This window comes from Amycolatopsis sp. NBC_00438 (genome assembly GCF_036026695.1).
GTDB lineage: Bacteria > Actinomycetota > Actinomycetes > Mycobacteriales > Pseudonocardiaceae > Amycolatopsis.
Genome location: NZ_CP107923.1, coordinates 703,297 through 729,444, shown reverse-complemented (window position 1 = coordinate 729,444; position 26,148 = coordinate 703,297). Strand labels below are relative to the sequence as shown.

The 26,148-nt window shown below is 72.6% G+C and carries 28 protein-coding genes; 17 read left to right on the top strand and 11 right to left on the bottom strand.

Annotated elements, in window-relative coordinates; genetic code table 11:
• Positions 1-50: 50 nt before the first annotated feature.
• The 3 genes from OG494_RS03540 to OG494_RS03530 are packed head-to-tail and all read left to right on the top strand — an operon-like array spanning position 51 to position 3,638.
• On the top strand, positions 51-503 hold the full coding sequence (locus OG494_RS03540) for a (2Fe-2S)-binding protein (protein ID WP_328451880.1): 453 nt from the start codon (positions 51-53) through the stop codon (positions 501-503).
• Positions 490-1,452, top strand: a complete 963-nt coding sequence (locus tag OG494_RS03535; RefSeq protein WP_328451878.1) for an FAD binding domain-containing protein — start codon at positions 490-492, stop codon at positions 1,450-1,452. Before OG494_RS03540 ends, OG494_RS03535 begins: the two co-directional genes overlap by 14 nt.
• Entirely contained in the window at positions 1,449-3,638 is a 2,190-nt protein-coding gene (locus OG494_RS03530; protein WP_328451876.1) for a xanthine dehydrogenase family protein molybdopterin-binding subunit, read from the top strand. The genes OG494_RS03535 and OG494_RS03530 overlap by 4 nt, the downstream gene beginning before the upstream one ends.
• Here the strand turns inward: OG494_RS03530 and OG494_RS03525 are convergent.
• Positions 3,626-3,802, bottom strand: coding sequence for a hypothetical protein (locus OG494_RS03525; protein WP_328451874.1), 177 nt, complete (start codon positions 3,800-3,802; stop codon positions 3,626-3,628). The two genes, OG494_RS03530 and OG494_RS03525, sit on opposite strands and share 13 nt — an antisense overlap.
• A 143-nt stretch (positions 3,803-3,945) precedes the next feature.
• Here OG494_RS03525 and OG494_RS03520 point away from each other — a divergent pair, with 143 nt between their 5' ends.
• From OG494_RS03520 to OG494_RS03505, 4 genes are all read left to right on the top strand, one after another.
• Positions 3,946-5,328, top strand: coding sequence for an FAD-binding oxidoreductase (locus OG494_RS03520; protein WP_328451872.1), 1,383 nt, complete (start codon positions 3,946-3,948; stop codon positions 5,326-5,328).
• Positions 5,325-6,764 (top strand): carboxylesterase/lipase family protein, encoded by a 1,440-nt coding sequence (locus OG494_RS03515; RefSeq protein ID WP_328451871.1) that lies wholly within the window; start codon positions 5,325-5,327, stop codon positions 6,762-6,764. Before OG494_RS03520 ends, OG494_RS03515 begins: the two co-directional genes overlap by 4 nt.
• A 133-nt stretch (positions 6,765-6,897) precedes the next feature.
• Positions 6,898-8,175 (top strand): sensor histidine kinase, encoded by a 1,278-nt coding sequence (locus OG494_RS03510; RefSeq protein ID WP_328451870.1) that lies wholly within the window; start codon positions 6,898-6,900, stop codon positions 8,173-8,175.
• 115 nt (positions 8,176-8,290) lie between these two features.
• The gene (locus tag OG494_RS03505) at positions 8,291-8,725 is read left to right on the top strand and encodes a hypothetical protein (RefSeq protein ID WP_328451868.1); all 435 of its coding nucleotides are present in this window, start codon (positions 8,291-8,293) and stop codon (positions 8,723-8,725) included.
• 1 nt (position 8,726) lies between these two features.
• Here OG494_RS03505 and OG494_RS03500 read toward each other — a convergent pair whose 3' ends face one another.
• The 6 genes from OG494_RS03500 to OG494_RS03475 form a co-directional block, all read right to left on the bottom strand.
• Complete coding sequence (locus tag OG494_RS03500; RefSeq protein ID WP_328451866.1) at positions 8,727-9,404, bottom strand: GNAT family N-acetyltransferase; 678 nt, start codon at positions 9,402-9,404, stop codon at positions 8,727-8,729.
• A gap of 95 nt (positions 9,405-9,499) precedes the next feature.
• Complete coding sequence (locus OG494_RS03495; RefSeq protein ID WP_328451864.1) at positions 9,500-10,153, bottom strand: hypothetical protein; 654 nt, start codon at positions 10,151-10,153, stop codon at positions 9,500-9,502.
• 88 nt (positions 10,154-10,241) lie between these two features.
• Positions 10,242-10,646 (bottom strand): VOC family protein, encoded by a 405-nt coding sequence (locus tag OG494_RS03490; RefSeq protein ID WP_328451862.1) that lies wholly within the window; start codon positions 10,644-10,646, stop codon positions 10,242-10,244.
• 69 nt (positions 10,647-10,715) lie between these two features.
• Positions 10,716-11,273, bottom strand: coding sequence for a PspA-associated protein PspAB (pspAB, locus tag OG494_RS03485; protein ID WP_328451860.1), 558 nt, complete (start codon positions 11,271-11,273; stop codon positions 10,716-10,718).
• 217 nt (positions 11,274-11,490) lie between these two features.
• The gene (locus OG494_RS03480; RefSeq protein WP_328451858.1) at positions 11,491-12,390 is read right to left on the bottom strand and encodes a zinc-dependent alcohol dehydrogenase family protein; all 900 of its coding nucleotides are present in this window, start codon (positions 12,388-12,390) and stop codon (positions 11,491-11,493) included.
• A gap of 138 nt (positions 12,391-12,528) precedes the next feature.
• Positions 12,529-12,720 (bottom strand): hypothetical protein, encoded by a 192-nt coding sequence (locus OG494_RS03475; RefSeq protein ID WP_328451856.1) that lies wholly within the window; start codon positions 12,718-12,720, stop codon positions 12,529-12,531.
• 42 nt (positions 12,721-12,762) lie between these two features.
• Between OG494_RS03475 and OG494_RS03470 the strand changes: the two genes are divergently transcribed.
• The 4 genes from OG494_RS03470 to OG494_RS03455 are packed head-to-tail and all read left to right on the top strand — an operon-like array spanning position 12,763 to position 16,941.
• The gene (locus tag OG494_RS03470) at positions 12,763-13,203 is read left to right on the top strand and encodes a MarR family winged helix-turn-helix transcriptional regulator (RefSeq protein ID WP_328451854.1); all 441 of its coding nucleotides are present in this window, start codon (positions 12,763-12,765) and stop codon (positions 13,201-13,203) included.
• A complete protein-coding gene (locus tag OG494_RS03465; protein WP_328451852.1) occupies positions 13,200-14,003 on the top strand; it encodes an ABC transporter ATP-binding protein in 804 nt (267 codons plus the stop codon). Before OG494_RS03470 ends, OG494_RS03465 begins: the two co-directional genes overlap by 4 nt.
• Positions 13,963-14,784, top strand: a complete 822-nt coding sequence (locus tag OG494_RS03460) for an ABC transporter permease (protein WP_328451850.1) — start codon at positions 13,963-13,965, stop codon at positions 14,782-14,784. The genes OG494_RS03465 and OG494_RS03460 overlap by 41 nt, the downstream gene beginning before the upstream one ends.
• A 54-nt stretch (positions 14,785-14,838) precedes the next feature.
• A complete protein-coding gene (locus tag OG494_RS03455) occupies positions 14,839-16,941 on the top strand; it encodes a transglycosylase domain-containing protein (protein ID WP_328451848.1) in 2,103 nt (700 codons plus the stop codon).
• 1 nt (position 16,942) lies between these two features.
• On the opposite strand, the gene OG494_RS03450 is transcribed toward OG494_RS03455, so the two are convergent.
• The gene (locus tag OG494_RS03450; RefSeq protein ID WP_328451846.1) at positions 16,943-17,371 is read right to left on the bottom strand and encodes a nitroreductase/quinone reductase family protein; all 429 of its coding nucleotides are present in this window, start codon (positions 17,369-17,371) and stop codon (positions 16,943-16,945) included.
• Between the two features lie 157 nt (positions 17,372-17,528).
• On the opposite strand from OG494_RS03450, the gene OG494_RS03445 reads away from it, so the two are divergent.
• Positions 17,529-17,921: a zinc-ribbon domain-containing protein gene (locus OG494_RS03445; protein ID WP_328451844.1), complete on the top strand. Its 393-nt coding sequence runs from the start codon at positions 17,529-17,531 to the stop codon at positions 17,919-17,921.
• Positions 17,922-18,095: 174 nt separating this feature from the next.
• Here the strand turns inward: OG494_RS03445 and OG494_RS03440 are convergent, their stop codons facing one another.
• Entirely contained in the window at positions 18,096-18,704 is a 609-nt protein-coding gene (locus OG494_RS03440; RefSeq protein ID WP_328451842.1) for a PhoU domain-containing protein, read from the bottom strand.
• 125 nt (positions 18,705-18,829) lie between these two features.
• Here OG494_RS03440 and OG494_RS03435 point away from each other — a divergent pair, with 125 nt between their 5' ends.
• The 4 genes from OG494_RS03435 to OG494_RS03420 all read left to right on the top strand — a co-directional run bounded on the left by OG494_RS03435 (position 18,830) and on the right by OG494_RS03420 (position 22,482).
• Complete coding sequence (locus OG494_RS03435; RefSeq protein WP_328451840.1) at positions 18,830-19,270, top strand: single-stranded DNA-binding protein; 441 nt, start codon at positions 18,830-18,832, stop codon at positions 19,268-19,270.
• A 185-nt stretch (positions 19,271-19,455) separates the two neighbouring features.
• Positions 19,456-19,746: a hypothetical protein gene (locus tag OG494_RS03430; protein WP_328451838.1), complete on the top strand. Its 291-nt coding sequence runs from the start codon at positions 19,456-19,458 to the stop codon at positions 19,744-19,746.
• Between the two features lie 47 nt (positions 19,747-19,793).
• Entirely contained in the window at positions 19,794-20,771 is a 978-nt protein-coding gene (locus tag OG494_RS03425; RefSeq protein ID WP_328451836.1) for a pirin family protein, read from the top strand.
• An 82-nt stretch (positions 20,772-20,853) separates the two neighbouring features.
• Positions 20,854-22,482: a thiamine pyrophosphate-dependent enzyme gene (locus OG494_RS03420; protein WP_328451834.1), complete on the top strand. Its 1,629-nt coding sequence runs from the start codon at positions 20,854-20,856 to the stop codon at positions 22,480-22,482.
• 159 nt (positions 22,483-22,641) lie between these two features.
• On the opposite strand, the gene OG494_RS03415 is transcribed toward OG494_RS03420, so the two are convergent.
• Both OG494_RS03415 and OG494_RS03410 read right to left on the bottom strand, forming a co-directional pair.
• Positions 22,642-24,030, bottom strand: a complete 1,389-nt coding sequence (locus OG494_RS03415; RefSeq protein WP_328451832.1) for a pyridoxal phosphate-dependent decarboxylase family protein — start codon at positions 24,028-24,030, stop codon at positions 22,642-22,644.
• Positions 24,031-24,390: 360 nt separating this feature from the next.
• Positions 24,391-25,293: a phosphatase PAP2 family protein gene (locus OG494_RS03410; protein WP_328451830.1), complete on the bottom strand. Its 903-nt coding sequence runs from the start codon at positions 25,291-25,293 to the stop codon at positions 24,391-24,393.
• A gap of 110 nt (positions 25,294-25,403) precedes the next feature.
• Here OG494_RS03410 and OG494_RS03405 point away from each other — a divergent pair, with 110 nt between their 5' ends.
• Positions 25,404-26,093, top strand: coding sequence for a response regulator transcription factor (locus OG494_RS03405; RefSeq protein ID WP_328451828.1), 690 nt, complete (start codon positions 25,404-25,406; stop codon positions 26,091-26,093).
• Positions 26,094-26,148 lie beyond the last annotated feature (55 nt).

The following is a 26,148-nucleotide window of genomic DNA, read 5'->3' as shown; positions in this document are numbered from 1 at the left end:
ACCACGACGCCGTTCAGGCTCCCACCCGGACGATCTGCGGAAAGAGACCAGTGGACATCTCCCTCCAAGTCAATGGCAATACCGAGCACCTGGACGTCGAACCCGGCGTCACCCTGCTCGACGCGCTGCGCGAGCGCCTCGACGTCACCGGCCCGAAGAAGGGCTGTGACCGGGGCCAGTGCGGCGCCTGCACCGTGCACGTCGGCGGCCGGCCCGTGCTCTCGTGCCTCACCCTCGCCGCCGCCGTGAAGAAGCCGGTGACCACCGTCGAAGGTCTGTCCACAGGGGACGACCTGCACCCGGTGCAGCGGGCGTTCGTGGACCAGGACGCGCTGCAGTGCGGGTTCTGCACCTCCGGGCAGATCATGTCGGCGGTCGCGGCCGTCGAGCAGGACGTCACCGACGTGCGCGAATTCATGTCCGGGAACCTCTGCCGGTGCGCGGCCTACCCGAACATCGTCGCGGCCGTCCAGCAGGCGAGGCGGGCCGATGCGTCCCTTTGAGCTGACCGCGCCCACCACGCTGGACGACGCGCTCGCCACGCCCGGCACCTTCCTCGCCGGCGGCACGACGCTCGTCGACCTGATGAAGCTGAACGTCCTCACCCCGCAGCACGTGCTCGACATCAACGACGTCCCGCTGCGCGGCATCGACACCGTCGACGGGCTGCGCTTCGGCGCGCTGGAGCGGATGAGCGACATCGCCACGCACCCCGGCGTGTACCCGGCGATCTCCCGCGCCCTGCTGCTGAGCGCGTCCCAGCAGATCCGGAACATGGCCAGCATCGGCGGGAACCTGCTGCAGCGCACCCGCTGCTCGTACTTCCGCGACGTCGCCACGCCGTGCAACAAGCGCGTCCCCGGCAGCGGCTGCCCGGCGCCCGAGGGCGCCAACCGGATGCACGCGATCCTCGGTACCAGCGACTCCTGCGCGGCGACCCACGCGAGTGACGTCGCCGTCGCGCTGGTCGCGCTCGACGCCGAGCTGCGGCTGGCCGGCCCCGGCGGCACCCGCACGGTGAAGCTGGCCGACTTCTACCGCGTGCCGGGCGACACGCCCGAGGTGGAAAACGATCTGCGCACCGGCGAGCTGATCACCGAGGTCGTCGTCCCCCGCCTGGACTGGGCGGCGAACTCCACCTACGTCAAGGTGCGCGACCGGCAGTCCTACGAGTTCGCGCTGTGCTCCGCCGCGGTCGCGCTGGACGTCCGGGACGGCGTCGTCGCCGACGCCCGGGTCGCCGCGGGCGGCGTCGGGACCGTGCCGTGGCGGCTGCCCGCCGTCGAAGACGCCTTGCGCGGCAAGCCCGCGACGCAGGCCTCCTTCGAGGAGGCCGTGTCCGCGGCCGCCGACGGCGCCCGGCCGCTGTCCGAAAACGCTTTCAAGGTGCCCCTGCTCAAGCGGACGCTCATCCGGGCGCTGCTCGAACTGACCGAGGAGACCGCCCGATGACCGCCGCCCGTCTCGACGCGCCGGTGAAGGTCACCGGCCGGGCCAAGTACGGCGCCGACCACAACGTGCCCGGCATGGTCTACGGCTACGTCGTGCTCAGCACGGTCGCCCACGCCGAGCTCGAAGCCATGGACGTCACGGCGGCGAAGAGCGCGCCCGGCGTGCTCGGCGTGTACTCGCCGTTCGATCCGCTGGAGCTGCGCACCCCGGTCTCGCCGCTGTTCGGCGAGACGTGGGTGCCCATGCAGACCAAGGAAGTCGCCTACTACGGCCAGGCGATCGGCTTCGTCGTCGCGGAGACCTTCGAGCAGGCCCGCGACGCGGCGATGCTCGTCGACGTCAGCTACCGCGTCCGGCCGGCGCTGACGTCGCTGGAAGAGGGCCTCGCCACGGCCGAGGACGCCCCGCCGGGCCGGGACGGCACCCCGGCGACGTTCGAAGTCCTCGAAGACGGCGTCGAATCCTTCGACGACGCGCTGGCGGCGAGCCCGGTGGTCGTCGAAGCGACCTACCACACGGCGACCCAGAACCACGCCGCGATGGAGCCGCACTCGGCCGTCGCGGTCTGGGACGACGGCGTGCTGACCGTCTACAGTGGAAACCAGGGCGCGCACCTGCAGGCCCAGGAACTGGCGAGCGCGCTCGACCTGCCGCCGGAAGCCGTGCACGCGGTGAACCCGTACGTCGGCGGCGCGTTCGGCGGCAAGGGCCGCACGTCCGCGCCGGCGTTCCTCGCCGCGGCCGCGGCGAAGGCACTCGACCGGCCGGTGAAGGCCGCGCTCACCCGCGAGCAGGTGTTCACCGCGACCGCGGGACGCGCGGCGACGGTCCAGAAGATGACCCTCGGCGCCGAACGGGACGGCACGCTCGTCGCCCTGCGCCACGACTCCTGGTGCAGCACCGACGCCCACCGCGCGTTCGTCGAGCCGACGTCGCACGGCACGTCCCGCGAGTGGTACGCGACCCGCAACCTGCACATCAGCCAGAAGGTCGTGCCGCTGAACATCCCGCCGACGACGTTCATGCGGGCGCCGGGCGAGGCCCCCGGGTCGTTCGCGCTGGAGAGCGCGATCGACGAGCTGGCCGTGGCGCTGGACATGGACCCGATCGAGCTGCGCATGCGCAACAACTCGACCGCGCCGCCGGGGCACGACCTGCAGTGGTCGAGCAAGCACCTCGACGAGTGCTTCCAGATCGGCGCGCAGCGGTTCGGCTGGGCGCAGCGCCGGCCGCGGGGACACACCGACGGCGACTGGCAGGTCGGCCTCGGCACGGCCACGGCGATGTTCCCCGCACTGCGGTTCCCCACGACCGTCGGGATCACCCTGCGGGACGACGACACGGCCGTCGTCGCGACGAGCGGTGCGGACCCCGGCACCGGCCTGCTGACCGTGCTTTCCCTGGTGGGCGGCGAATCGCTGGACATCGCGCCGGAGAAGATCGAGCCGCGGCTCGGTGACTCGTCGCTGCCGCCGGGCGGCCTGTCCGGCGGCTCGACGGCGACGGCGAGCGTGGGCACGGCCATCATGATCGCCGCGACCAAGGCGATCGACGAACTGGTGGCGCTCGCGGCCGATCCCGGCGCGCCGTTCGCGGGCGCCGAGGTCACCTACGCCGACGGCCGCGTGCTGGCCGACGGGAAGTCGATGACGTTCGGCGAGCTCCTGCGCGCCGTCGGCCGGCCGGCGCTCGAGGTCACCGGCTCGTCGGCGCCCGGCGAGGAGCTGACGAAGCACTCCTTCAGTTCTTTCGGCGCGCAGTTCTGCGAGGTCCGCGTGCACCAGTGGACCCGCGAGGTGCGGGTGTCGCGCATGCTCGGCGTGTTCGACACCGGCCGGATCATCAACGCGCGGGCGGCACGCAGCCAGCTGATGGGCGGGATGATCTGGGGCCTGTCGGCCGCGCTGCACGAGGGTCTCGGGATCGAGGCGAACGGCCGGCTCGCCAACGGTGACTTCGCGAGCTACCTGCTCCCGGTGAACGCGGACATCCCGGAGGTCGACGTCCACTTCGTCGAGTACCCGGACACGCTGCACAACGCCGTGGGCGCCAAGGGGCTCGGCGAGATCGGCACGGTCGGCATGGCCGCCGCGATCGCCAACGCCGTGTACAACGCCACCGGCGTCCGGGTCCGGCACATCCCGATCACCATCGAGGACCTGCTGGCGGAGGCTCAGCCGCAGTAGCGATCCCGGCGGCCGCTCCCGATGACACGCTCGACGTCGCCGGGAGCGGCCGCCGCCGTTCCGCGGCGCGGCGGCGGGGCGTCCACATAGGACACTTCGCGGCCGGGCCCCGGCCCGGCGACCTCGCGTGGTGTCACCGCGCGGTGCCGGAAAGTCACGTCCATCTGCTGGGTTGCTTTACAGAACCGACTCCTCCGGGACGCCCCTCCCGGCCGTTACCCTTCCGCGACGATCACGGGCCGATTCGCCCATGACGCGACGGGTCCGCCGTCCTAGGCTGACGGGCGACAAAAGGAGTCCCCCGAGAATGCTGATCGACGACCTGGCCGCCGCCCTGCCGGCCGACCGCCTGGTCCGCGACCCGGACGTGCTGCGGAGTTTCGCCCACGACGAAGCCGAATGGGCGCCCCACGGGCAGCCCGCCGTCGTGGTCCGGCCGCACACCGCCGAAGAGGTCCAGACCGTGGTGCGGCAGTGCGTCCGGCACCGCACGCCGCTGGTCCCCCGCGGCGCCGGCACCGGGCTGTCCGGTGGCGCGAACGCCGTCGACGGCTGTGCGGTGCTGGTGACCGACCGGCTGCGCGCGATCACGGAGATCGACGAGCAGGAACGGCTCGCGGTCCTCGAGCCCGGGGTGGTCAACGACGACCTGCGCGCGGCCTGCGCCGAGCGCGGGCTCTGGTACCCGCCGGACCCGGCGAGCTCACCGTGGTCGACGATCGGCGGCAACGTGGCGACCAACGCCGGCGGCATCTGCTGCGTGAAGTACGGCGTCACCCGCGACTACGTCCTCGGCCTGCAGGTCGTCACCGGCACCGGCGAGCTCGTCCGGCTCGGCCGCCGCACCGCGAAGGGCGTGGCGGGTTACGACCTGGCCGGGCTGATGGTCGGTTCCGAAGGCACGCTGGGCGTCATCACCGAGATCACCGTGCGGCTGCGCCCGGCGCGGGCCGCGGAACGGACGGTGGCCGGCTACTTCGACACGACGGTCGCGGCCGGGGAAGCCGCCGCGGCGGTCGCGGCGCGGGGCGTGCTGCCCTCGGCGCTCGAACTCGTCGACCGGCACTGCCTCGCCGCGGTCGACGCGTGGAAGAACATGGGCCTGAGCGCGGACGCGAACGTCGTGCTCCTGGGCCGCACCGACGCGCCCGGCGCGCAAGGCGAGCACGAAGCCGCCGTGCTGCTCGAATGCTTCGAACAGGCCGGGGCGACGTGGGCCGCGCAGTCGTCCGACCAGGCCGAGGCCGACGCGCTGTTCGACGCCCGGCGCCTCGCCTACCCCGCGCTGGAACGGCTCGGGCCGGTGCTCACCGAGGACGTCTGCGTACCGACGCAGGCGGTGCCCGAGATGCTCGCCCGGATCGACCGGGCCGCGCTGCGCCACGACGTCGTGATCGCCAACATCGCGCACATCGGCGACGGCAACCTGCACCCGCTGCTGGTGACCCCGCCCGACGACGAGGCCGCGCGGAAGAACGCCCAGGCCGCGTTCGACGACATCATCTCCGACGCCCTCGACCTCGGCGGCACGGTCACGGGGGAGCACGGTGTCGGCCTGCTCAAGCGACCCGGCCTGACGCGGGAGCTCGGCCCGGCCGTGCTCGAGCTGCACCGCGCGGTCAAGCGGGCCCTCGACCCGCACCAGATCTTGAACCCCGGCAAGGTTTTCCACGAAGGGACCCCCGCATGACCGAGCCCGTCGTCCCCACCACGTCCGGCGCGGTCCGCGGCGAGCTCACCGCCGCCGGCGTCGCCCGGTTCCGCGGCATCCCGTACGCCGCGGCGCCCGAGGGCGAACTCCGGTTCGCCGAGGCCGTGCCGGCGCCTCCGTGGGAAGACGTCCGCGACGCGCGCAGACCCGGGCCGACCGCTCCGCAGCGCCACCGCGACCTGCCCGGTTTCGACCTCGACCCGGTCGTCGGTACCGGCTGGCGGCCGGGGCCGGAGTACCTGACGGTCGACGTCTGGACGCCGGACCCCGGCGCGGCCGCGCTGCCGGTGCTCGTGTTCGTGCACGGCGGCGCGTTCATCGGCGGCACCGGCTCGGCCTCGGTCTACGACGGCACGGCGTTCGCGCGGGCCGGGGCGATCCTGGTGACCGTGCAGTACCGGCTCGGCATCGACGGGTTCCTGCCGCTGGACGGCGGTGTGACGAACCTGGGCCTGCGCGATCAGCTGGCGGCGCTGAAGTGGGTGCGGGAGAACATCGCCGCGTTCGGCGGTGATCCCGAAAACGTCACCCTGTTCGGCGAGTCCTCCGGCGCGGTGAGCGTCGCGTGCCTGCTGGCCTCGCCGCTCGCGACCGGGCTGTTCCGCCGGGCCATCGTCCAAAGTGGACACCCGGACATGGTGCGCGGGGTCGTGGAGGCACGGCGGCTCGCCCGGGTCATCGCCGACGAGCTGCACGTCGAGGCCACCGCGGAGGCGTTCCGCAAGGTGTCGACCGAGCAGCTGCTCGACGCCCAGGACGCGGTGCTGCGGCCGGGCGGCGCGCCCGACCTGCGCGACGCGCTGGGTTACGACCGCGGTTACGGGCTCAGCCCGTTCCTGCCGATGGTCGGCGACGACGTGCTGCCGCAGCACCCGGGCAAGGCGATCAAGGCGGGTGCGGGGGCCGACGTCGACCTGATCGTCGGCAGCTGCCGCGAGGAGATGCGGCTCTACCTGGTGCCGACCGGCGTGCTCGAAGCCGTCAGCGACGACCAGGCGATCGCGTCGCTGGCCGTGTCGCACCCCGACCCGGCCGGCGTCCTGCACCGCTACGGCCTCGGCGGGGACCGCGTGGCGGGCGAGGTGCTCGTCGACGCGCTGACCGACCTCGTCTTCCGCGACTCGGTGCGGGACCTGGCCGAGAACCACGCCGGGCGCACCTACCGCTACGAGTTCGAGTGGCGCTCCCCGCTGCTCGACGGCCGGATGGGCGCGTGCCACGGCCTGGAGCTCCCCTTCGTCTTCGACGCGCTCGACGGGCTGTCCGGGCCGCGCGGCCTCCTCGGCGAGCACGCGCCGCGGCAGCTGGCCCACGACCTGAACGGCGCCTGGTACCGCTTCGCCACCACCGGCTCGCCGGGCTGGCTGGCCTACACCGGCGAGGACACGACGTTCCACGCGGGGGCCACCTACTGATCACCTCCCGGCCGCCCGCTCGTACGGCGGGCTTTGGTCCACCAGGGCAGACTTGTCACCCGGACGGTTGACTGTGCCCTGGCCGCGCTGCCAGGCTCAAGCCGCCCGGACGGCCGGATGAATGGGGACATCGATGCCCGAGGCGGGCTTTGGCGCGCCGCCGCGCGCGTACGTCCGCTCGCTGCTGCGCAACGGCACGCCCGCGGAGACCGCCCCACCGGACGGTGACGCGGCCGACCTCACCGCGGTCGGCGCGGCGACGCTCGCGCGGGCCTCGCGCTACTGGGTCGTCGTGCCGCTGGCCTACCGGATCGCGGCGTTCATCAAGGTGTTCATCGGGTACACCGCCGCCAACGGCACCCTCGGGCTGGGCCCGGTGCTCTCGGCCACGGTGTTCGCCGTCGTCGCCAACACCGCCGCCGCGGCCTGGGTGCTGCGGGCCGGCGGCCTGCGGGCCCGCGTCACCGGCCGCGCGCTCGCGCTGGACCTGGCGGTCGGCGTGGCGCTCAACTTCGCCGTCGCGGCGACCGTCCCGGCCGCGGTGCAGCCGTTCGCGGTCGACGTCACCTGGACCTGGCTGGTCGGCGCGGTCGCGATGTGGGCGGGCACGTCCGGCATCCCGACGGCGCTCTGGCTGTTCGCCGGGGCCCTCCCGCTGCGCTCGGCGCTCACCCTCGCCGGCGGCCTCCCGCTGGACGCCCCGCTCGCCCTGACCCGCTCGGTCGGCTGCATGATCGCGCTCGCCGTCGCCATCGTGCTCGGCGCGGGCATCCTCATCCTGCTCGGCGTCGGCACCCGGTTCGCGCTCGACATCGGGCTGCGGCGCGGACGCGAGGCCGAGCGCCGCCGGACCCGGCGCATCATGCACGACAGCGTCCTGCAGACCCTCGAAGCGCTGGCGATCTCGGCCCCCGGCGACGACGCCCAGGCCGTCGCCCGGCTCAAGGAACTGCGTTCGGTCGCCAAGGCGGAGGCCGCCGAGCTGCGCCGCAAGATCACCGAGCCCATCGAGTCCGGTTCGACGCGCGGCTTCGCCGTCGAACTCGCCGACGTCGCGACCGAGATGGCCCGCGACGGATTGCGCACCCAGCTGGTCGCCGCGGACTTCGCCGACGACGACCAGCTCTCGCAGGACCGCCGGACCGCGATGTGCGAGGCGGTCCGGGAAGCGTTGCGCAACACCGTGAAGCACTCCGGGACCAAGCAGGTCGTGCTGCGCGTGGAGGAACGCGACGGCGGGATCGCGGTCGTCGCCCGGGACCAGGGCCAGGGCTTCGACGTCCAAGCCCGGCCGCCGGGCTTCGGCATCACCCAGTCCATCATCGCGAGGCTGGCCGAGGTCGGCGGCCGCGGCACGGTCGACTCCCAGCCGGGCCGCGGCACCCGCGTCACCCTCTGGGTGCCGAGCTAACCGCCCGCCCCGCACGGCGCTGGCCGGATCCCGGCGCTATCTGGCATTCCAGCCACTCCCGGTGCCGGGAACGAGCCGATAACTTCGGCTCGTTCCCGTACGACTGAGGAGTTCCGTGTCCAAGTTCCTGCTTTCGGTGCACGTCCTGGCGGCGATCCTGGCCGTCGGCCCGGTGGCCGTCGCGGCCAGCATGTTCCCCGTGGCCGTGCGCCGCGTCGCCGCCGGTGGCGACGTCGCCACCGTGACCGTGCTGCACCGGATCTGCCGCGTCTACGCCTACGTCGCCATCGCCGTGCCCGTGTTCGGCTTCGGCGTCGCGGGCACCATGCACGTCATGGGCGACCCGTGGCTGATCGTGTCGATCGGGCTGACCGCGGTCGCGGCCGCCGTCCTGGCGTTCGTGGTCCTGCCGGCACAGAAGCGCCAGCTCGCCGCGCCCACGCCGGCCACCGTGGGCCGGCTCGGGATGACGACCGGGGTGTTCAACCTGCTGTGGGCCGCGGTCACCGTGCTGATGATCGTCCGGCCGGGCTCGTCGACCGGCGCCTGACTCAGGCCGGCACCCGCACCGCCACGAAGTCCGGCCGCCGCCGCAGCACGAACCCGAGCGACTGGTAGAGCCGGATCGCCGGGGTGTTGGTCGCGGCCGCGTGCATCATCGGCGTCTCGCCCCGCGCGCGGATGCCGAACGCGATCGCGTGCACGAGCCGCGTCCCCAGGCCCTGCCCGCGGAACGCCGGGTCGGTGCAGACGGCGCTGATCTCGGTGTACCCGGGCGGGTGCAGCCGCTCCCCGGCCATCGCCACGAGCGCGCCCGCGCGCCGGATCCCGAGGTAGGTGCCGAGCTCGACGGTCCGCTTCCGGAACGGCCCGGGCTGCGTCCGCGCGACGAGGTCGAGCATCTCCGGCACGTCCGCGGGCCCCAGCCGCACGGCTTCCGGGTCCTCGGCCGCCGCGACCCCTTCGTCGACGAGCTGCACCCCCGGCAGCGTCTCGAGCACCTCCCACCCGGCGGGCGGCCGGGAGAAGGTGGAGGCGACGACCACGGTCGCCCCGGGCCCGCCGAGCGTCGCGACGTCCCGCCAGTCCTGCTCGCCGGGATCGTCGGGCAGGCCCAGGAAGGGCGCGACGTCCGCCGGGTACCGCAGCACCCGCCCGACGCGCTCGGCGAAGTGGGCATGCGGCCCGGCGAGCGACGTCCAGGTCGGGTTGTCCAGCGGAGAAGACATGCAATACCTCGGGGGGTTCCGGCTCGGGTGATCACCCGCCAGGATGCGTCTAAACCCCCGCCGCGCGCCGCCGCTCCCACATCGTGAGCGCGCGCTCAGCCGACCGTGGTCAGCGCGTCGTCCGAGAGCACCTGGCCGCCGTCCGACACCACGAGCCTGCCGCCGCCGACCTGGTAGCTGTACTGGCCGTTCACCGCGACGAAGCCGTCGCCCGAGGCCTGGGCCGGCAGCGTGATGTGGGTGTCGTCCGACGCCCCCTGCCCGCGGGCCTGGCCGTCGTAGAAGATCCGGCCGTCGGGGGTCTGACAGACCGTGACGACGGACTTCACGGTCTCCCCCACGAGCAGCGCCGTCCCCGCGCCGCCGGGCAGATACCGGGCGGCGTCCCCCGGGCACGGCTTCCCGGCCGGGGTCGACGACGTCGTCGGCGTGGCCGACGTCGAGGACAGAGCGGGTGGGGCTGGCGGGGTGACGCCGTTCGCGGTCGTGACGACCGTCTTGGTCGTCGGCAGCGCGGGTGTCGTGTACTGCGGGAACGGCCCGGAAGAGGTGGGCGACGGCTTCCGGCGCCCGGCGAACAGCAGGACGCCAGCCACCGCGACGGCGGCGACCACCATCAGGGTGAGCAGCACCCACAGCGCCCGCGCGCGGGCCCGGCCGGGGGCCAGGCTCGCGCAGGTGCCGCACCGCTGCGCGGCGCCGTCGTTGACCGCGCCGCACTGCGCGCACGTCCAGGGGGAACCCGCCATCGGGCCTCCTTCGGCCCGGCGCGGTCTCGGTCACGCCGGTCCTCCATCGTCACCGACGACGGCCCTGGCTGCAACGCCCGGAGGAGGGCTACTGCCCGATGTTCACCATCCACGGGATGCCGAACTTGTCGACGCAGCACCCGAATTCGTCGGCCCAGGCCTGCTTTTCGAACGGAACCGTCACGGTGCCGCCCTCGCTCAGCTTGTCCCAGTAGCCCCGCAGGTCGTCGGCGTCGTCCCCGCTGAGGCTGACGGTGATGTTCGTACCCGGGTGGTACCCCATCCCTTCGGGGGTGTCGGACGCCATCAGCGTGTAGCCGCTGTCGGTGTCGAGCTGGGCGTGCATGACCTTGTCGGCTTCCGGCCCTTCGGGTGCCCCGAATGACCCGAACGTGTGCACGGTCAGCTTGCCCCCGAACACGGTCTCGTAAAACTCCATGGCCTGGCGGGCGTTGTCCTTGAAGCTCAGGTACGGGTTCAAACGGGAAACCACGGCGATCTCCTTCGCTCGGAAGAGCAAGCATCTTCGCAGAAGCCCGTGACCACGACAAACGCGGTAATTTCAGACGACGAAGCGGCGGTGCGCGTCCGGTTCCAACGGGAGCGAGCCGTGCAGCGCGGCCCGGGCGCGCAGCTCCAGCGCGCGGTCCAGGGTGCCCGTCCCGGGCGCCGCCGCGGCGTGGAAAGTGCCGCGCCCGAACAGATACACCAGCTGCAGCCGCCCGTCCCGGCGGCCGTCCGGGTCGGCGAATTCGACGCTCGCGAAGCGCAACGCGCCGCCGTAGCCGGCCCGCGCCAGCCGGTCGGCGACGTCCACCAGGTCACCGGTCAGCACGCGCAGGTCGCGGTTGCGGCGCCAGCAGCGGACCGTCGAGCGGCCGTAGAGGTCCTGGGTCACCAGCGGGTGCACCGGCAGCTTGGCCGACGTCGCGGCGAGCAGCTCGGCCTCGGTGCGGTCCAGCGCGTCCCCGTCCACCTTGAAGCTCAGCGTGCCGCCGCCGGTCGGGATCAGGCCGAGTGCGCCACGTACCCGCGGAGCAGCCGCGGCGAGGCTGTAGAGGGACTGCAGGTTCGGGCGGGAAGTCCAGCAGCGGACGAGTTTGCTGTCCAGCAGGGTCACGGGCGGGGGTCCATTCTCCGGTCGAGATGACGCCGGGCCGGGCACGCTGGCAATGTCCACAGTGGACGTCAGGTGCGGGGACGCGGGGTCGGAAAGGACAGCATGCTCCCCGGCCCGGCGATTCCGGTCCGGAACCGGCCGATCACGCGGCGAACGGCGCCGGGGTGCCGCCGAACGGTCGACACCCCAGTGGTTCAGCCGATCAGCGGTACCCCTTTCACAGGGCCGCGATGACGACCTTCCCGAAGTTCCCCCGGCCCGCGAAGTGCCGGAACGCTGCGTCGGCGTCCCCGAACGGGTGAACGCTGTCGATGACCGGTCCGATCGGGCGGACGGCGAGCCGCCACACGAGGTCCTCGGTGTCCTCGCGGCTGCCGACCCAGGTCTTCCGGACGGTCGCGCCGCTGCGGAACAGGTCCATGAAGCCGATCGGCACCCCGCCCGTGCCGACGAACCCGACGAACCCGATCTCGGCGTAGCGGGTCCCGGCCGCGACGAGCGACTGCGCGAACGTGCCGGGCCCGCCCACCTCGACGATCCGGTCCGCGCCGCGGCCACCGGTCGCGTCGAGCACCGCCTGGCCCCACCCGGGCGTCCCGACGTAGTCGATCACCGTGTCCGCCCCGAGTCCGGTCAGCTTGGCCGCCTTCGCCGCGCTCGACGTCGACGCGATCACGCGCGCCCCGTGCGCCTTCGCCAGCTGCAGGGCGAACAGCGAGACACCGCCGGTGCCGAGGGTGAGCACGACGTCTTCCGGCCCCAGCGGCGTGCCGCCGTGCAGCGTGAGCGACTCCGGCAGCGCGGCGAGCGCGTTTCGGAGACGGCGCGGTACTCCGCGAGCCAGCCGTCCTGGGCGTTCCCGTACCCCGCAGGGTTTCCCGGCCGAGAGGCGTCCCCCGATCCAGTTCGCGTGGAAGGTGTTGACGACCCGGTCACCGACCCCGAAGCGCGTGACACCTTCGCCCACCGCGGCGATCTCGCCGGCGGCGTCGGACACCGGGATCAGGCTCCCGGGCCCGTTGGTGAAGTGGTCGCCGTCGAGGATGAGCAGATCGCGGTAGTTCAGCGACGTCGCCCGGACCCGGACCAGCACCTCGCCGCGCTGCGGCTCGAGCACGGGCAGACGACGTCTCCTTCGGCGAGGCCCTCGAAGCCCTGCGCGACCCGCACCGGCTGACCATGGTCGCCGCGCTCGCCCGCGAGCCCGGCCGGTCGCGCGGCGCGATCATGCCGCCGGTCAGCAAGCCCGCGGGCGTCACGCCACTTCAAGATCCTCCGCGCGGCCGGCCCGCTGAAGCAGTGGGACAGCGGCACGCAACGGCTGAACGCGTTGCGGCACGAGGAGTTCGACGCGCGGTTCCCCGGCCTGCTCGGCCTGGCCCTCGCCGAGGCCGCCGCCTTCCCCGCTGATCCAGACCTTCGCGTCACTTTCTCGCCAACCGGACATTAAGCATTGCTAATAGTTCTGAGTCAGAGCTACTTTGGCGGCATGACCGAGCTCGCCGAACGACTGATGGGCACCGTCCAGGGCATCCGCCGGGTGGTGCGCCGCCGCGTGCGCGCCGACGTCCCCGGCTTCCCGCTGCCCGGCGCCCAGGTCGAGGTGCTGCGCGTGGTCGCCGACCACCCCGGCATCGGCGTCGCTGCGGCCGCGCGGGAACTGCACCTGGCGGCCAACTCGGTCAGCACCCTGGTGAACCAGCTCGTCGACGCCGGCTTCCTGCGCCGCGAACCCGACCCGGACGACCGGCGCGCGACCCGGCTGGAGGTCACCGCGGCGGCGGCCGACCGGATGGCGCACTGGCGCCGCGCCCGGACCGGCCTGGTCGCCGACGCCCTCACCGGACTGTCCGAAGAGGACACCGCGGCGATCGAACAGGCGTTGCCGGCCTTGGAGAAACTCATGGGCATCCTGAAGGAGCGGCCGTGACCGAACCCGCGGTGCGGTGCACCGACCTCAGCCACTCCTTCGGCGCGACGCGCGCGGTGGACGGCGTCGACCTGGAGATCCACCCCGGCGAGGTGTTCGGCCTGCTCGGCCCGAACGGCGCCGGCAAGACCACGACGTTGCGGATGATCACCACGCTGCTGCCGACCGGACCCGGCCGGATCACCGTGTCCGGCATCGACGTCGCCCGCCGGAAGATGGCCGTGCGGCGGCTGATCGGCTACGTCCCGCAGCAGCTGTCGGCCGACGGCGCGCTGACCGGCCGCGAGAACGTCGCCCTGTTCGCCCGGCTCTTCGACGTCCCCCGCGCCCGGCGCGCCGAGGAGGTCCGGCGCGCGCTGGACCTGGTCGGGCTGGCCGGCGAGGCCGACCGCACAGCCAAGGGCTACTCCGGCGGCATGATCCGCCGACTCGAACTGGCCCAGGCCCTGGTCAGCTCCCCACGGCTGCTCATCCTCGACGAACCGACGATCGGGCTAGACCCGGTCGCCCGCTCGGCGGTGTGGGAGCGGATCGCGCAGATCCGCGCCGAGACCGGGATGACCGTGCTCGTCACCACGCACTACATGGACGAGGCCGAGCAGTACTGCGACCGCGTCGCGCTGATGCACGCCGGCAAGATCCGCGCGCTCGGCACCCCCGCCGAACTCGAGGCCGACCTCGGCCCCGAGTCCACTTTGGACGACGTCTTCCGCGCGGTCACCGGTGACCGGCTCGCGAGCGACGAAGGAGGGATCCGCAGTGTCCGTGCCACTCGCCGCACCGCCCGCCGTCTCGGCTGACCCTGGCCCCCTGCGTCAGCTGCGGATACTGGCCGCGCGCATCGGCGCGATGTGCCTGGTGGAGCTGCAGAAGCTGCGCCGCGACCAGACCGAGCTGCTCACCCGCGCGATCCAGCCCGCGCTGTGGCTGCTGATCTTCGGCGAGACGTTCACCCGGCTCAAGGCGATCCCGACCGGCTCGACGCCCTACCTCGACTACCTGGCGCCCGGCATCCTCGCGCAGTCGGCGTTGTTCATCTCCATCTTCTACGGCATCCAGATCATCTGGGAACGCGACGCGGGCGTGCTCGCCAAGCTCCTGGTGACGCCGACCCCGCGCGCGGCCCTCGTCGCGGGGAAGGCGTTCGCGGCCGGGGTCCGCGCGCTCGTCCAGGCGCTGATGGTGCTGATCCTCGCCGCGATCCTGGGCGTCGGGCTGACCGTGAACCCGCTGAAGCTGCTCGCGATGGCCGTCGTGCTGGTGCTCGGTTCGGCGTTCTTCTGCTGCCTGTCCATCGTCATCGCCGGGGTCGTGCTGTCGCGCGAACGGCTGATGGGCATCGGGCAGGCGATCACGATGCCGCTGTTCTTCGGCTCGAACGCGCTCTACCCGGTGGACCTGATGCCGGGCTGGCTCAAGGTGCTCAGCCACGTCAACCCGCTGAGCTACCAGGTCGACGCCCTGCGCGGGCTGCTCATCGGCACCCCGGCCCACCTCGGGCTCGACTTCGCCGTCCTTGCCGTGGCGTGTGTCTGCGCTGTCGGGGTGGCTTCGGCACTGCTCGGCAGGTTGGCCCGGTGAGGCACATGTCTCACCGAACGGAAGCCTTATCCGGGAATGGCTAATCTCGATTCCGTGAATCGTGGCCGGGACGTGATCCCCTTTGTCGGTTTTTGTGTCCTCGCCGGAATTCTGGCGGCCGGCACGGTGGCGCCCGCCGCCATCGGTGCCGGCCTGCTGTCGAATGAGGTCAGCGATTCCGTCGACGCCATTTCCGCACAGCTCGCCGCCGCCGATCCACCACTGACGACGACCGTGACCGACCGCGACGGCGCTCCGATCGCGACGCTGTACGCGCAGTACCGGCTGCCGGTGACCGCGGCCGGGATCGCGACGACCATGAAGGCCGCGATCATCGGCGTCGAGGACCGCCGCTTCTACACCGAAGGCGGCGTCGACCTGCAGGGCATGGCCCGGGCCGCGGTCAACGACAGCGCCGGCGGCTCGCTGCAGGGCGCGTCGACGATCACCCAGCAGTACGTCAAGAACTACCTCGTGAACGTCGTCGACCGGACCGATCCGGTGGCTCAGCAGGCCGACCGCGAGGACTCGCTCGCCCGCAAGCTGCGCGAGGCGAAAATGGCCGTCCAGCTCAACGCCACGATGAGCAAAGACGACATTCTGGCCAGTTACCTCAACGTGGTCGAATTCAGCGGAACGGTGTACGGCGTCGGAGCCGCGGCAAAGGCGTACTTCGGGACGACCGCGGACAAACTGACCGTCCCACAGGCCGCGTTGCTCGCCGGAATGGTGAACAACCCGAGCATCTACAACCCGTACTCGCACCCGGACAAAGCGACCCAGCGCCGCAACACGGTGATCGACGACATGGTCACCAACGGCTCGATCCCCGCCTCCTACGCCGCGACGGCCAAGGCGGCCCCGCTCGGCCTCCTCCCCAACGGCCCGGTGACGCCGTCCGGCACGTGCATGGGCGCGGCCCCGGACGCGGGGTTCTTCTGCGCCTACGCGGAAAGCTACCTCGCGCACGCCGGCTTCACCCCGGACCAGCTGGCGACCGGCGGCTACACGATCAAGACCACTTTGGACCCCCGCGTCTCGCAGGTGACGAAGGACGCCGTCGACGCGAACGTGCCGACCACCCAGGACGGCGTGGCCAACACCTTCGCCGTCGTCCAGCCGGGCGCGAACGGGCACCAGGTCCTCGCCATGGTCGCCAACCGGAACTTCGGCACCGACCCGGCCCAGGGCGAGACGTCCACGAACATCGTGGCCACCGCGAGCAACGAGTTCGGCGCGGGCTCGTCGTTCAAGATCTTCACCTCGGCCGCGGCGCTCGTCACCGGCAAGGCGGGCCTGGAGACGCCGCTGCCGAACCCGGACAGCCAGTGCTTCGCGCCGCCGAACGCGAACGGCCACACGGCCTGCTACACCGTCCACAACGACGGCCACTACGCCGATCCGATCACCCTCGCCGACGGGCTCGCGACGTCGCCGAACGTCGCGTTCGTCGGGCTCGAGAACCAGGTCGGGATGCCCGCCGTGCTCGACATGGCGCGGAAGCTGGGGCTGCGGACCACCCTCGCGACGAACGACGCGGGCGCCGTGCCCGACCCGAAGTCGCCGAACCCGCAGTACAACGAGCCGCAGTCGCAGTACTTCCAGAACCTGCTGTCGTTCACCTTGGGCAACAGCCCGGTGAGCCCGCTGGAGATGGCCAACGTCTCGGCGACGCTGATGAGCGGCGGCGTCTGGTGCCCGCCGAACCCGATCCTGTCGGTCACCGACCGGAACGGCAACGCCGTGCCGGTGCCGCAGCAGGCGTGCGAGCAGGTCATCCCGACCGGCGTCGCGAACACGCTCGAAGCGGGGCTGAGCAAGGACACCACGAGCGGCACGTCCGCCCAGGCCGCCCACACGGCCGGCTGGACCCGCCCGGACATCGGCAAGACGGGCACGACCCAGCAGAGCGAGTCCGTCGCGTTCGTCGGCGGCGTCGACGGCTACGCCGTGTCGTCGATGGTGTTCGCCGACGGCTCGCACCCGCGGGAGATCTGCCCGGGCACGCCCGTGCACCTGGGCGACTGCGGCCACGGCGCGTTCGGCGGCACGGTCGCCGCGCCGCCGTACTTCCACGCCATGAGCCGGCTGCTGGCCGGGGTACCGGACCAGCCGATCCCCGGCCCGGACCCGGCGTACCTGACGGCCCGGTCGTGACCTACTTCGGTTCGAGGAACACGAGCGGGATCTCGCGCTCGGTCTTCGTCTGGTAGCCCGCGTAGTTCTTGAACTCGGCGGCGATCTTCGGCCACAGCCGGGCCCGCTCCTCGCCGTCGGCGACCCGGGCGAGCATCGGCTGCCGCGGCGCGCCCTTGACCGACACCTCGACGTCCGGGTTGTCGCGCAGGTTCAGGAACCACGCGGGGTGCGTGTCGTCGCCCCCGCGCGAGGCGACGACGACCAGCGCGTCACCCTCCTGGTGCGGCGAGGTCAGCATGACCGACCGCGGCTGCCCGCTCTTGCGCCCGATGGTGGTGAGCTCCAGGACCGGCATGGCGGCGGCGTTCCAGCCCAGCCGCCCGCCGGTGATCTTGACCAGACCGCGGTGGACGGCGTTCATCGTTTTGAGGCTGAAGTCGCTCGGCATGAGCGTGAATCTAGTCCTGGGCCCCACGCGGCCGCGGTACGGGTCGAATGTCGGCTTTGCCCGGAACCGGTCCGGCCGGTTTGCCGAAACCGCCACGATCGGGCGCACCCGTGTGCCAGGCTCCCGGCGAACGCTGGACCGACAGGAGAGAAGACCGATGCTGATCTGGGGCTACCGCACGAGGATCTTCGTGCTGGCGATGACGACGTTCCTCTGCGGCCGCTGCGGCAACCCCGCTTCGCACGCCGTCCGCAAGTCGGTCACGAAGTTCACGCTCTTCTTCATCCCGCTGTTCCCGATCCACGTCAAGTACACGGCCCAGTGCACGTTCTGCGGGATCGAGAACCGGATCCCGAAGGAGGACGCCGTCCGGCTGCAGGCGCAGGAGGAGCAGGCGCAGCAGCAGGTGTCGCAGCCCTACCCGCAGCACCCGTCGCAGCCGCAGGGCTTCCAGCCGACACACCCCTCGCAGCCGCAGGGCTTCCAGCAGCCGTACCCGCCGCAGGGCCCGAACCCCCAGCAGGGCGAGTTCCCGCAGCAGGGCCGCTAGTCCCGCACGCCTCTTCCGGCCGATGGCGGGTTCCGGACGCCGCTCCGCTCCACCGACCAGCGCCGCTGGGGACTCCGGTGTCGCGCGGCCGAGGCTCGTCGACTCCATGGCGGAACCCTCGCCGGGGCCTCAGCGGGGGGAAACCCTTTGCGACGCCAGGCACTCCCTGCGTCGCTAAGCGCTGACCGCCGGGAGCCGCGCGAACCCGCCGGACCGGCGGGCGATCCGGGCGGCCGTCCCGGCGAACCGGGTGTGGGCCGCGGCGAGCAGCGCGACGTCGACCGCGCCGTGGGGCCGCTCGCGGGACCCGGCCCACTCGCGCAGTTCCCGCTCGGCCGCCTCGGCGCCTTCGACGGCGTCGGCGAGCCCGGCGTCCTCGCCGCTCAGGATCTTCTGCAGGCCCCGGGCCGCGGCGACCGTGTGCGCGCCCAGCCGCGTGTACGCGGGCCGCGCGTCCGACGGCACCCGCCGTGCCCGATCCGCGACCTCTCGCGCAAGACCACCCATCCGAGTGAGATCCGCGGCGGTGTGCACGGCGGCGACAACCGCCTTCACGTCCTCCTCGCGCGGGGCGTGCAGCGCCAGCAGAGCGCACGCCTGGTCCTCGCACGCGGCCCCCAGCGCGGTCACCGCCGCGGCCTGTTCCCGCGCCCGTCCGCCCAGCGTGAGGTCACTTTCGAGCAGGCCGCGCGTGGCCTCTTCGAGCGCGCCCGCGACGAGCCCGGACAGGTCCGCGAGGCGGTGGGCCAGCGTGACGAGCTCCTTCTGAAACGCCGTCGGCATGGCGGCATGCAACCACCTCGGCCGGGGGACGGCATCTTCTCGCCCGGCCCGGAACTGTCGGTCCCCCGTGCTCTGCTCGTCGGCGAGAGCGGTGCACCCCGCACCCGAGGAGAAGGAGGATCCCGATGGCAGGCGAAACGCTGGTCACGGTGGTCGGCAACCTGACGACGGACCCCGAGCTGCGGTTCACCCCCGCCGGCGCCGCGGTCGCGAACTTCACGGTCGCGTCCACGCCGCGCCAGCTGGACCGCGAGTCGGGCCAATGGCGCGACGGTGACGCGATGTTCCTGCGCTGCAGCGTGTGGCGGCAGTACGCGGAGAACGTCGCGGAGTCGCTCGGGCGCGGCGCGCGCGTGGTCGTCCACGGCCGGCTGAGACAGCGGTCGTACGACACGAAGGAGGGTGAGAAGCGCACCGTGCTGGAGCTGGACGTCGACGAGATCGGCCCGTCGCTGCGGTACGCCACGGCGAAGGTGACCAAGGCCGTCCGGGTCGGCGACGGCGCGGGCACCGGCACCTGGACCCCGGAGCCGGTGGCCGCCGGGGTGGGCGAGCCGCCGTTCTGAGGCCCATCCGGTCCCGGCTCCCTTCCGAACGACTGTCGACGGGAAGTCGAGTCCGGCTGGACCGGCGGGAGCGACGATGAGGGACACGCTCTGGCCGGGCCGGTACCGGATGTGATGTCGAAATCCCGTCATCTGGTTCGACGCATGAGTAGGACGATGCCGAACCACGAGCGGGAGGGACCGGGATGGACGGGAACGGACAGACACGGACGGCGGTCGTGCACCCCTTGGTGAACCACCGCATGCTGGCGATGCTGCGGGCCGTCGGGGCCGGGCGCGGCCGGGTGTCGTGCAGCAGCGAACCCGACCTCTTCATCGACGGCCTGTCGTGCGGCGACCAGTTCGCCGCGCACGCGCTGGCCCACCTGGGGCTGGTCCGCGCGACCTGCCCCGGACCGACGGGCGAGCTCGTGCCGGCGGTGCTGACGGCCGCCGGCCAGGCGATCGTCAGCGGGGAGCAGCGGCCCGCCGCCTGAGGCGGCCGAGGTGATTGACAACTCCAGAACGCAAGTACGGTGGCGGCATGAGCAACATCGAGGCCGACCCCGCCGAGCTCGCCTGCGGCGACCGGCCCGACGCGGCCGACCCGGAGCGTCCGGCCGTCGAAGTCCTCACCCCGCGAGAAGTCCCGCTGGGCGGCCCGCGCGCGATGCGGGTCCGGCGGACGCTCCCCCAGCGGTCCCGCTCGCTGATCGGCGCTTGGTGCTTCGCCGACCACTACGGCCCGGAAGACGTCGCCATGGACGTCGCGCCGCACCCGCACACCGGTCTGCAGACGGTGAGCTGGCTGTTCGCGGGCGAGGTCGAACACCGCGACAGCATGGGCACGCACGCGATCGTCCGCCCCGGCGAGCTCAACCTGATGACCGGCGGCCACGGCATCTGCCACTCGGAGGTCTCGACCGCGGCCACGAAGACTTTGCACGGCGTCCAGCTCTGGGTGGCGCTGCCCGAGCGGCACCGGCACACGGCCCGCGACTTCCAGCACTACGTGCCTTCGGTGAACCGGATCGAAGGCGCCGAGATCCGGGTGTTCCTCGGGTCGCTGGCCGGGCGCACCTCCCCGATCCCGACGTTCACCCCGTTGCTGGGCGCGGAACTGGTGCTGAACCCGGACGCCCACATGTCCCTCGGCGTCGATCCCGGGTTCGAGCACGGTGTGCTCGTGGACAGCGGCGAAGTGACCGTCGCCGGCACGGCCGTCCGCGCGGCGGAGCTGGGTTACGTCGGCACCGGCCTGCGCAGCCTGACCTTGAGCAACCGCGGGGCCACGCCCGCGCGGTTCCTGCTGCTGGGCGGGACGCCGTTCGACGAAGAGATCCTGATGTGGTGGAACTTCGTCGGCCGGACCCACGAAGAGATCGCGGCCTTCCGCGAGGCGTGGCAGGCGGAGTCCGACCAGTTCGGCAGCGTGACCGGCTACACGGGCACGCCGCGGCGGCTGCCGGCCCCGGAACTGCCGGCGGTCCGCATCAAGCCACGCCACAATCCGGGCCGCTGAAGCCCGGTTCCGGGCTTCCCGGGGGCGCGCTGATCAAGTAGGAAGCTTCCAGAGGTCCGCCACGGACGACCCTCAGGAGGCCATGCCGATGCTCCCGCTCTCCCCCACCGCGGCCGACCTGATCGTCGGCGGCCTGCGCGCCCACGGCGTCGACACCGTGTTCGGGCTGCCCGGCGTGCAGACCTACGACCTGTTCGACAGCCTGGCCCGCGCCGGCGACATCCGGGTGATCGGCGCGCGGCACGAGCAGACCGTGGCGTACATGGCGTTCGGGTACGCGCAGGCGACGGGCCGGACCGGCGTCTACACGGTGGTGCCGGGGCCCGGCGTCCTCAACGCCTCGGCCGCCATGGTCTCCGCGCACGGAGCCAGCGCGCCGGTGCTGTGCCTGACGAGCGAGATCCCGCGCGCCTACCTCGGCCGTGGGCTCGGGCACCTCCACGAAATGCCCGACCAGCTCGCCACCTTGCGCACGATCACGAAGTGGTCGGCGCTGGTCGAGCACCCGGCCGAGGTCCCGGACGCGGTGGCGACGGCGTTCCGGGAGGCCGCGGGCGGCCGGCCGAGGCCGGTCTCGCTGGCCGTCCCGTGGGACGTGCTGGGTATGCGGGCCCCGGCCGAGGTGGCGGGCCCCCTGCCGTTGCCCCGCCCGATCGTCGACCCGGACGCCGTCGCGGCGGCCGCCGAGCTCCTGGCCGGCGCGAAACACCCGATGATCATGGTGGGCGGCGGGGCCCGGCACGCGGCCGCCGCCGTCCGGGCGCTGGCCGAGCGGCTGCAGGCGCCGGTGGTGCCGTTCCGCGGCGGCCGCGGAATCGTCGGCGACGACCACGCGCTCGGCTTCACCTGCGTGTCCGGGTTCGAGCGGTGGCCCGAGACCGACGTGGTGATCGGCATCGGCTCGCGGATGGAGCTCTCCTGGTTCCGCTGGCCGGAGAAGCCCGCGGGCCTGAAGACGATCCTGCTCGACATCGACCCGCGGCAGGCGACCCGGCTGGCGGCGGACGTCGCGATCGTCGCCGACGCGGGTGACGCCGCGGCGGCGCTGGCCGACGCCGTCGGTCCACAACGGACGGACCGGACCGCGGAGTTCACCGCCCTGAAAGCGAAGGTGGCCGAGCGGTTCGCCGACGTCGGCCCGGAACTGGAGTACCTCCGCGCGATCCGGGATGTGCTGCCCCGCGACGGTTTCTTCGTCGAGGAGATCTGCCAGGTCGGCTTCGCGTCCTACTTCGGGTTCGAGGTCTACACCCCGCGCACGTTCGTGACGTGCGGCCACCAGGGCACGCTCGGCTTCGGCTACCCGACGGCGCTCGGCGTGCAGGCCGCGTTCCCCGGCCGCCCGGTGGTGTCGGTGGCCGGCGACGGCGGCTTCATGTTCGCCGCACAGGAGCTCGCCACGGCCGTCCAATATGGACTCAACGTGGTGGCGGTGGTGTTCGACAACGGCTACTACGGCAACGTCCACCTCGACCAGGAGCGGCTGTTCGAGGGCCGCGCACTGGGCGGCCGGCTGCACAACCCGGACTTCGCCCGCCTGGCCGAGACGTTCGGCGCGCTCGGCCTCACCGCCCGCACCCCGCACGACCTGCGCGGCGCGCTGGACAAGGCATTCGCCTCGGGCCGCCCGGCGCTGGTGCACGTACCGTGCGACCTGGGCGTGGGCGCGTCACCGTGGAAGTACCTGATGCCGAAGTCGGACCGGAGCTAGTGTCGCGCAGTCGAGGTTCGCCGACCGCAGGCCGCCGTGCATCCCAAGGCGGCCCCTGGGCGCGGTGAACAAGAGCACCGAAGGCCACGTTGGGCGCGTTCCGGCTATCGCCCGGAGCGCCGGCGATCCAGCGCTCCGACCGGCAACCGACGCGCGACGCTAGCCGGCGCTCACCCGCTCCAGCACAGCGAAGACGCGCTCGACGTCGGCCGCGGTGGTCCGCCAGTTGCTGAACGCGGCCCGCAGCGCCGGGTAGCCGTCGTACACCGTCGGGGTCAGGAACGTGGTGCCCTCCGCGGCGATCTCGTCGACGAGGGTGTCGATCCGTTCCCGGGTGACGTCGCCGGCCGGGGTGAAGCAGACGACGTTGAGCCGCACCGGCGCGAGCAGCCGCCAGCGCGGCGAGCCGTCGAGGCGCCGGCCGAGGTCGCGGGCCGAGGCGATACAGCGCTCGACGATCTCGCGGTGCCCGTCCCGGCCGTAGGCCACGAGCGAGAACCAGGCGGGCAGCGCGCGCAGCCGCCGGGAGTTCTCCGGCGTGAGGTGCAGGAAGTCCGGGGTCTCGCCGATTTCGCCGAGGTAGGCCGCGTTGTTGCTGAACACCCGCAGCTGCAGGTCGCGCCGGCGGGTGAACTGGACGGCCGAGTCGTAGGGCACGTTGAGCCACTTGTGCAGGTCGACGACCACCGAGTCGGCCTGGTCGAGGCCCGCGACCAGTGCGGCGTGGTCCGGCGCCAGGGCGGCGAACCCGCCGAACGCGGCGTCGACGTGCAGCCAGAAGTCGTGGCGCTGCTTGAGCGCCGCGATCGCGCGCAGGTCGTCGAAGTCGACGGTGTTCACCGTGCCCGCGTTGGCGACGACGATGGCCGGGCCGTCGAGCGCTTCGAGCATCTCGTCGAGCTTCGCGACGTCGACGGCTTCACGCCCGGGCAGCACCGGCACCGTCTTCAGTGCCGACCGGCCCATCCCGAGGAACGACAACGCTTTCGAGATGCTCGAGTGCGGGGAACCCGACAGCACGGTGACCGGGCCGAGGGCGGCGGCCCCGTCGTCGGTGACGGACACGCCGGCCCGTTCGCCGAGCCATTCGCGCGCGATGGCCAGGCCGGTCACGGTGGACATCGTGGCGCCGGTGACGAACGCGCCGGAGAACTCCGCGCCCAGCCCGAAGAGTTCGGCGAGCCAGCCGACGGTCTCGCGTTCCAGGTCCTGCGCCGAGGAGTCCATGCCACTGGCGGGGTTCTGGTCGTAGACCGCGGTGAGCCAGTCCCCGGCCAGCGACGCGGGTGTCGCCCCGCCGGTCACGAACCCGAGGTAACGCGGCCCGGCGCTGGCGGCGAACCCGGATTCCCACCGCTGCGAAAACTCCTCCAACGCCCCGCGGCCCCCGACTCCTGCAACGGGCAACGGAGCCCGGGCCACCACCTCGCCAGGCGGCACAGCAGCGGCCCGCCCGTCCAGCCCGGCAAGCGCCTCCCCGGCCAGTTTCCGCGTGGCGTCGAGGAGATCGGGCAGAGAGTTCAGATCGTGGGCAAGCCTCGGGTGCATGGCCCCGACGCTAAGCCCCACAAGAACCCCTGTCGCGGGCCAATCCCCCAAAACTGGCCCGCCCGCCACCCCGTGTCGACCCCCCAATCACGCGAGTCGACCTCCGGTTCACGCGAGTCGACCCACCAAACACGCGCGATGCCCACGAATCACGCGCACCAGCCCGCCCATCACGGGTGAACCCCTTCAAAACGCGCGCGATGCACCTTCAGACACGCGCGACGCCTCTCCGATCACACACGATGCCCGCGACCACACCGAAAGCCGACCATAACCCGCCGAACCCTCGAATCGTTCGACCCTCCCCGCTCCCACAAACACCCCACCCCCAGGCGCACCCCAGCACCGGAACAACCCCGGTCAACGGCGCCGCAACCGCCGGATCCGGCTCTCGGCCGGGTCGAACGCCACCCGGCGCAGCGGGCCCGTCAGCAGCAACACCACCGCCATCGCGGACAGCGCGGCCAGCACCATCGCGGCGACGAACTGCGCCGCGCCGGACGTCGCCGTGGCGAGGACCGCGAAGCCGGCCAGCACCAACGCCGGGGGCGCCAGCAGGCCGCAGAGCACCGGGATCAGCGGCACGCGGTCACCGTCGGGGCGGCGGGCGGACACCACCGCCGCCCCGGCGCAGGTGACCGCGGCGACCAGGAGGCAGCCGCCGACGGTGTCGCTCAACCGGTGCCAGCCCAGCGCCACGGCCGCCGCCGCGACCCAGGCGACACCGAACCCGCCGGCCACGAGGGCCTGCCGGCGGAAGCGGCGGGGCAGGACGATCGCGAGCGCCAGCAGCACGGCCATCGCCGCGCTGACGTGCCCGCTGGGGAAGCTGTTGTGGCTCGCCACGCCGAGCCGGTCGCCGGTGCTGGGCCGGTCCAGGACGTACAGCTTGAGCAGCTGCGCCACCACCAGCGGGGCCGCGAGCATGACGAGCGCCGTCACGCCGAGCGCGAACCGGTGCCGCAGCAGGGAGATCACCACGAGGAGCACGGCGACCCCGCCGAGCACGACCACCAGGTCCAGGTCCGCCAGGGGCTGGGCCCAGCTCACGGTGGCACCCGCGGACTGGGCGCTGCGGACGACGCCGTTCTCGACGCTGCGCCCGGCTTCGGTGCGGACGAAGAGCAGGTAGGCCGCGACGAAGGCGAGGGTGAATCCGGCCGCGCCCGCGACGAGCACGGCGGTGCGGGACGCCGCCCGGGTCACCAGCGCGTGCCGCGCGGGGCGGGTGGTGGTGGGAGCCTCGAAGAAGATCACTGCCATGTCTCCGAGTCTGGAACCGGCATTTCGAGATCCCGTCAGGACGATGTCATGGTTTTGCTACAAGATCGCCCTGAGTCGCCACCCCGTGCGGTTTTCCGAATAATGGCGCCGTGGCCGAGGTACTGGTGGTAGAAGACGACGCGGCGGTGCGGGAGGGACTGGAACTGGCCCTGCGCCGGCAGGGACACGTGGTGCACACGGCGGAGTCGGGTGAGGCCGGCGTCGAGCTGCTCGTGCTCCGCAGACCCGACATCGTCGTGCTCGACCTGATGCTGCCCGGCATGGACGGCTTCGAGACCTGCCGCCGGATGCGGGCGTCGGGGCCGATCCCGATCGTCATGCTGACCGCGCGCAGCGACGACTTCGACATCGTCGCGGGGCTGGAAGCCGGCGCGGACGACTACGTGGTCAAGCCGGTCGAACCGCGGGTGCTGGACGCGCGGATCCGCGCCGTGCTGCGCCGCGCGGTCAGCGAACGGCCCGGCGGGCCTCCCGCGCCCGAGGAGCGCCACGGCGACCTGGTGATCGACCGGGCCGGGCTGGAGGTCACGAAGCGGGGGACGCCGGTTTCGCTGACGCCGACCGAGCTGAAACTGCTGCTGGAGCTCTCGCGCACCCCCGGGCAGGTGTACAGCCGCCAGCAGATCCTCTCGTCGGTGTGGGATCACGACTACCTCGGCGACTCCCGGCTGGTCGACGCCTGCGTGCAGCGGTTGCGCGCGAAGATCGAGGACGTGCCCGCGAGGCCGGAGTACGTGCAGACCGTCCGCGGCTTCGGCTACCGGTTCGGGCGGTCGTGACCTCGCGGATCCGCTCGTGGCTGGCCGGGCTGAGACCCCGGCTGGTCGCGGCGTT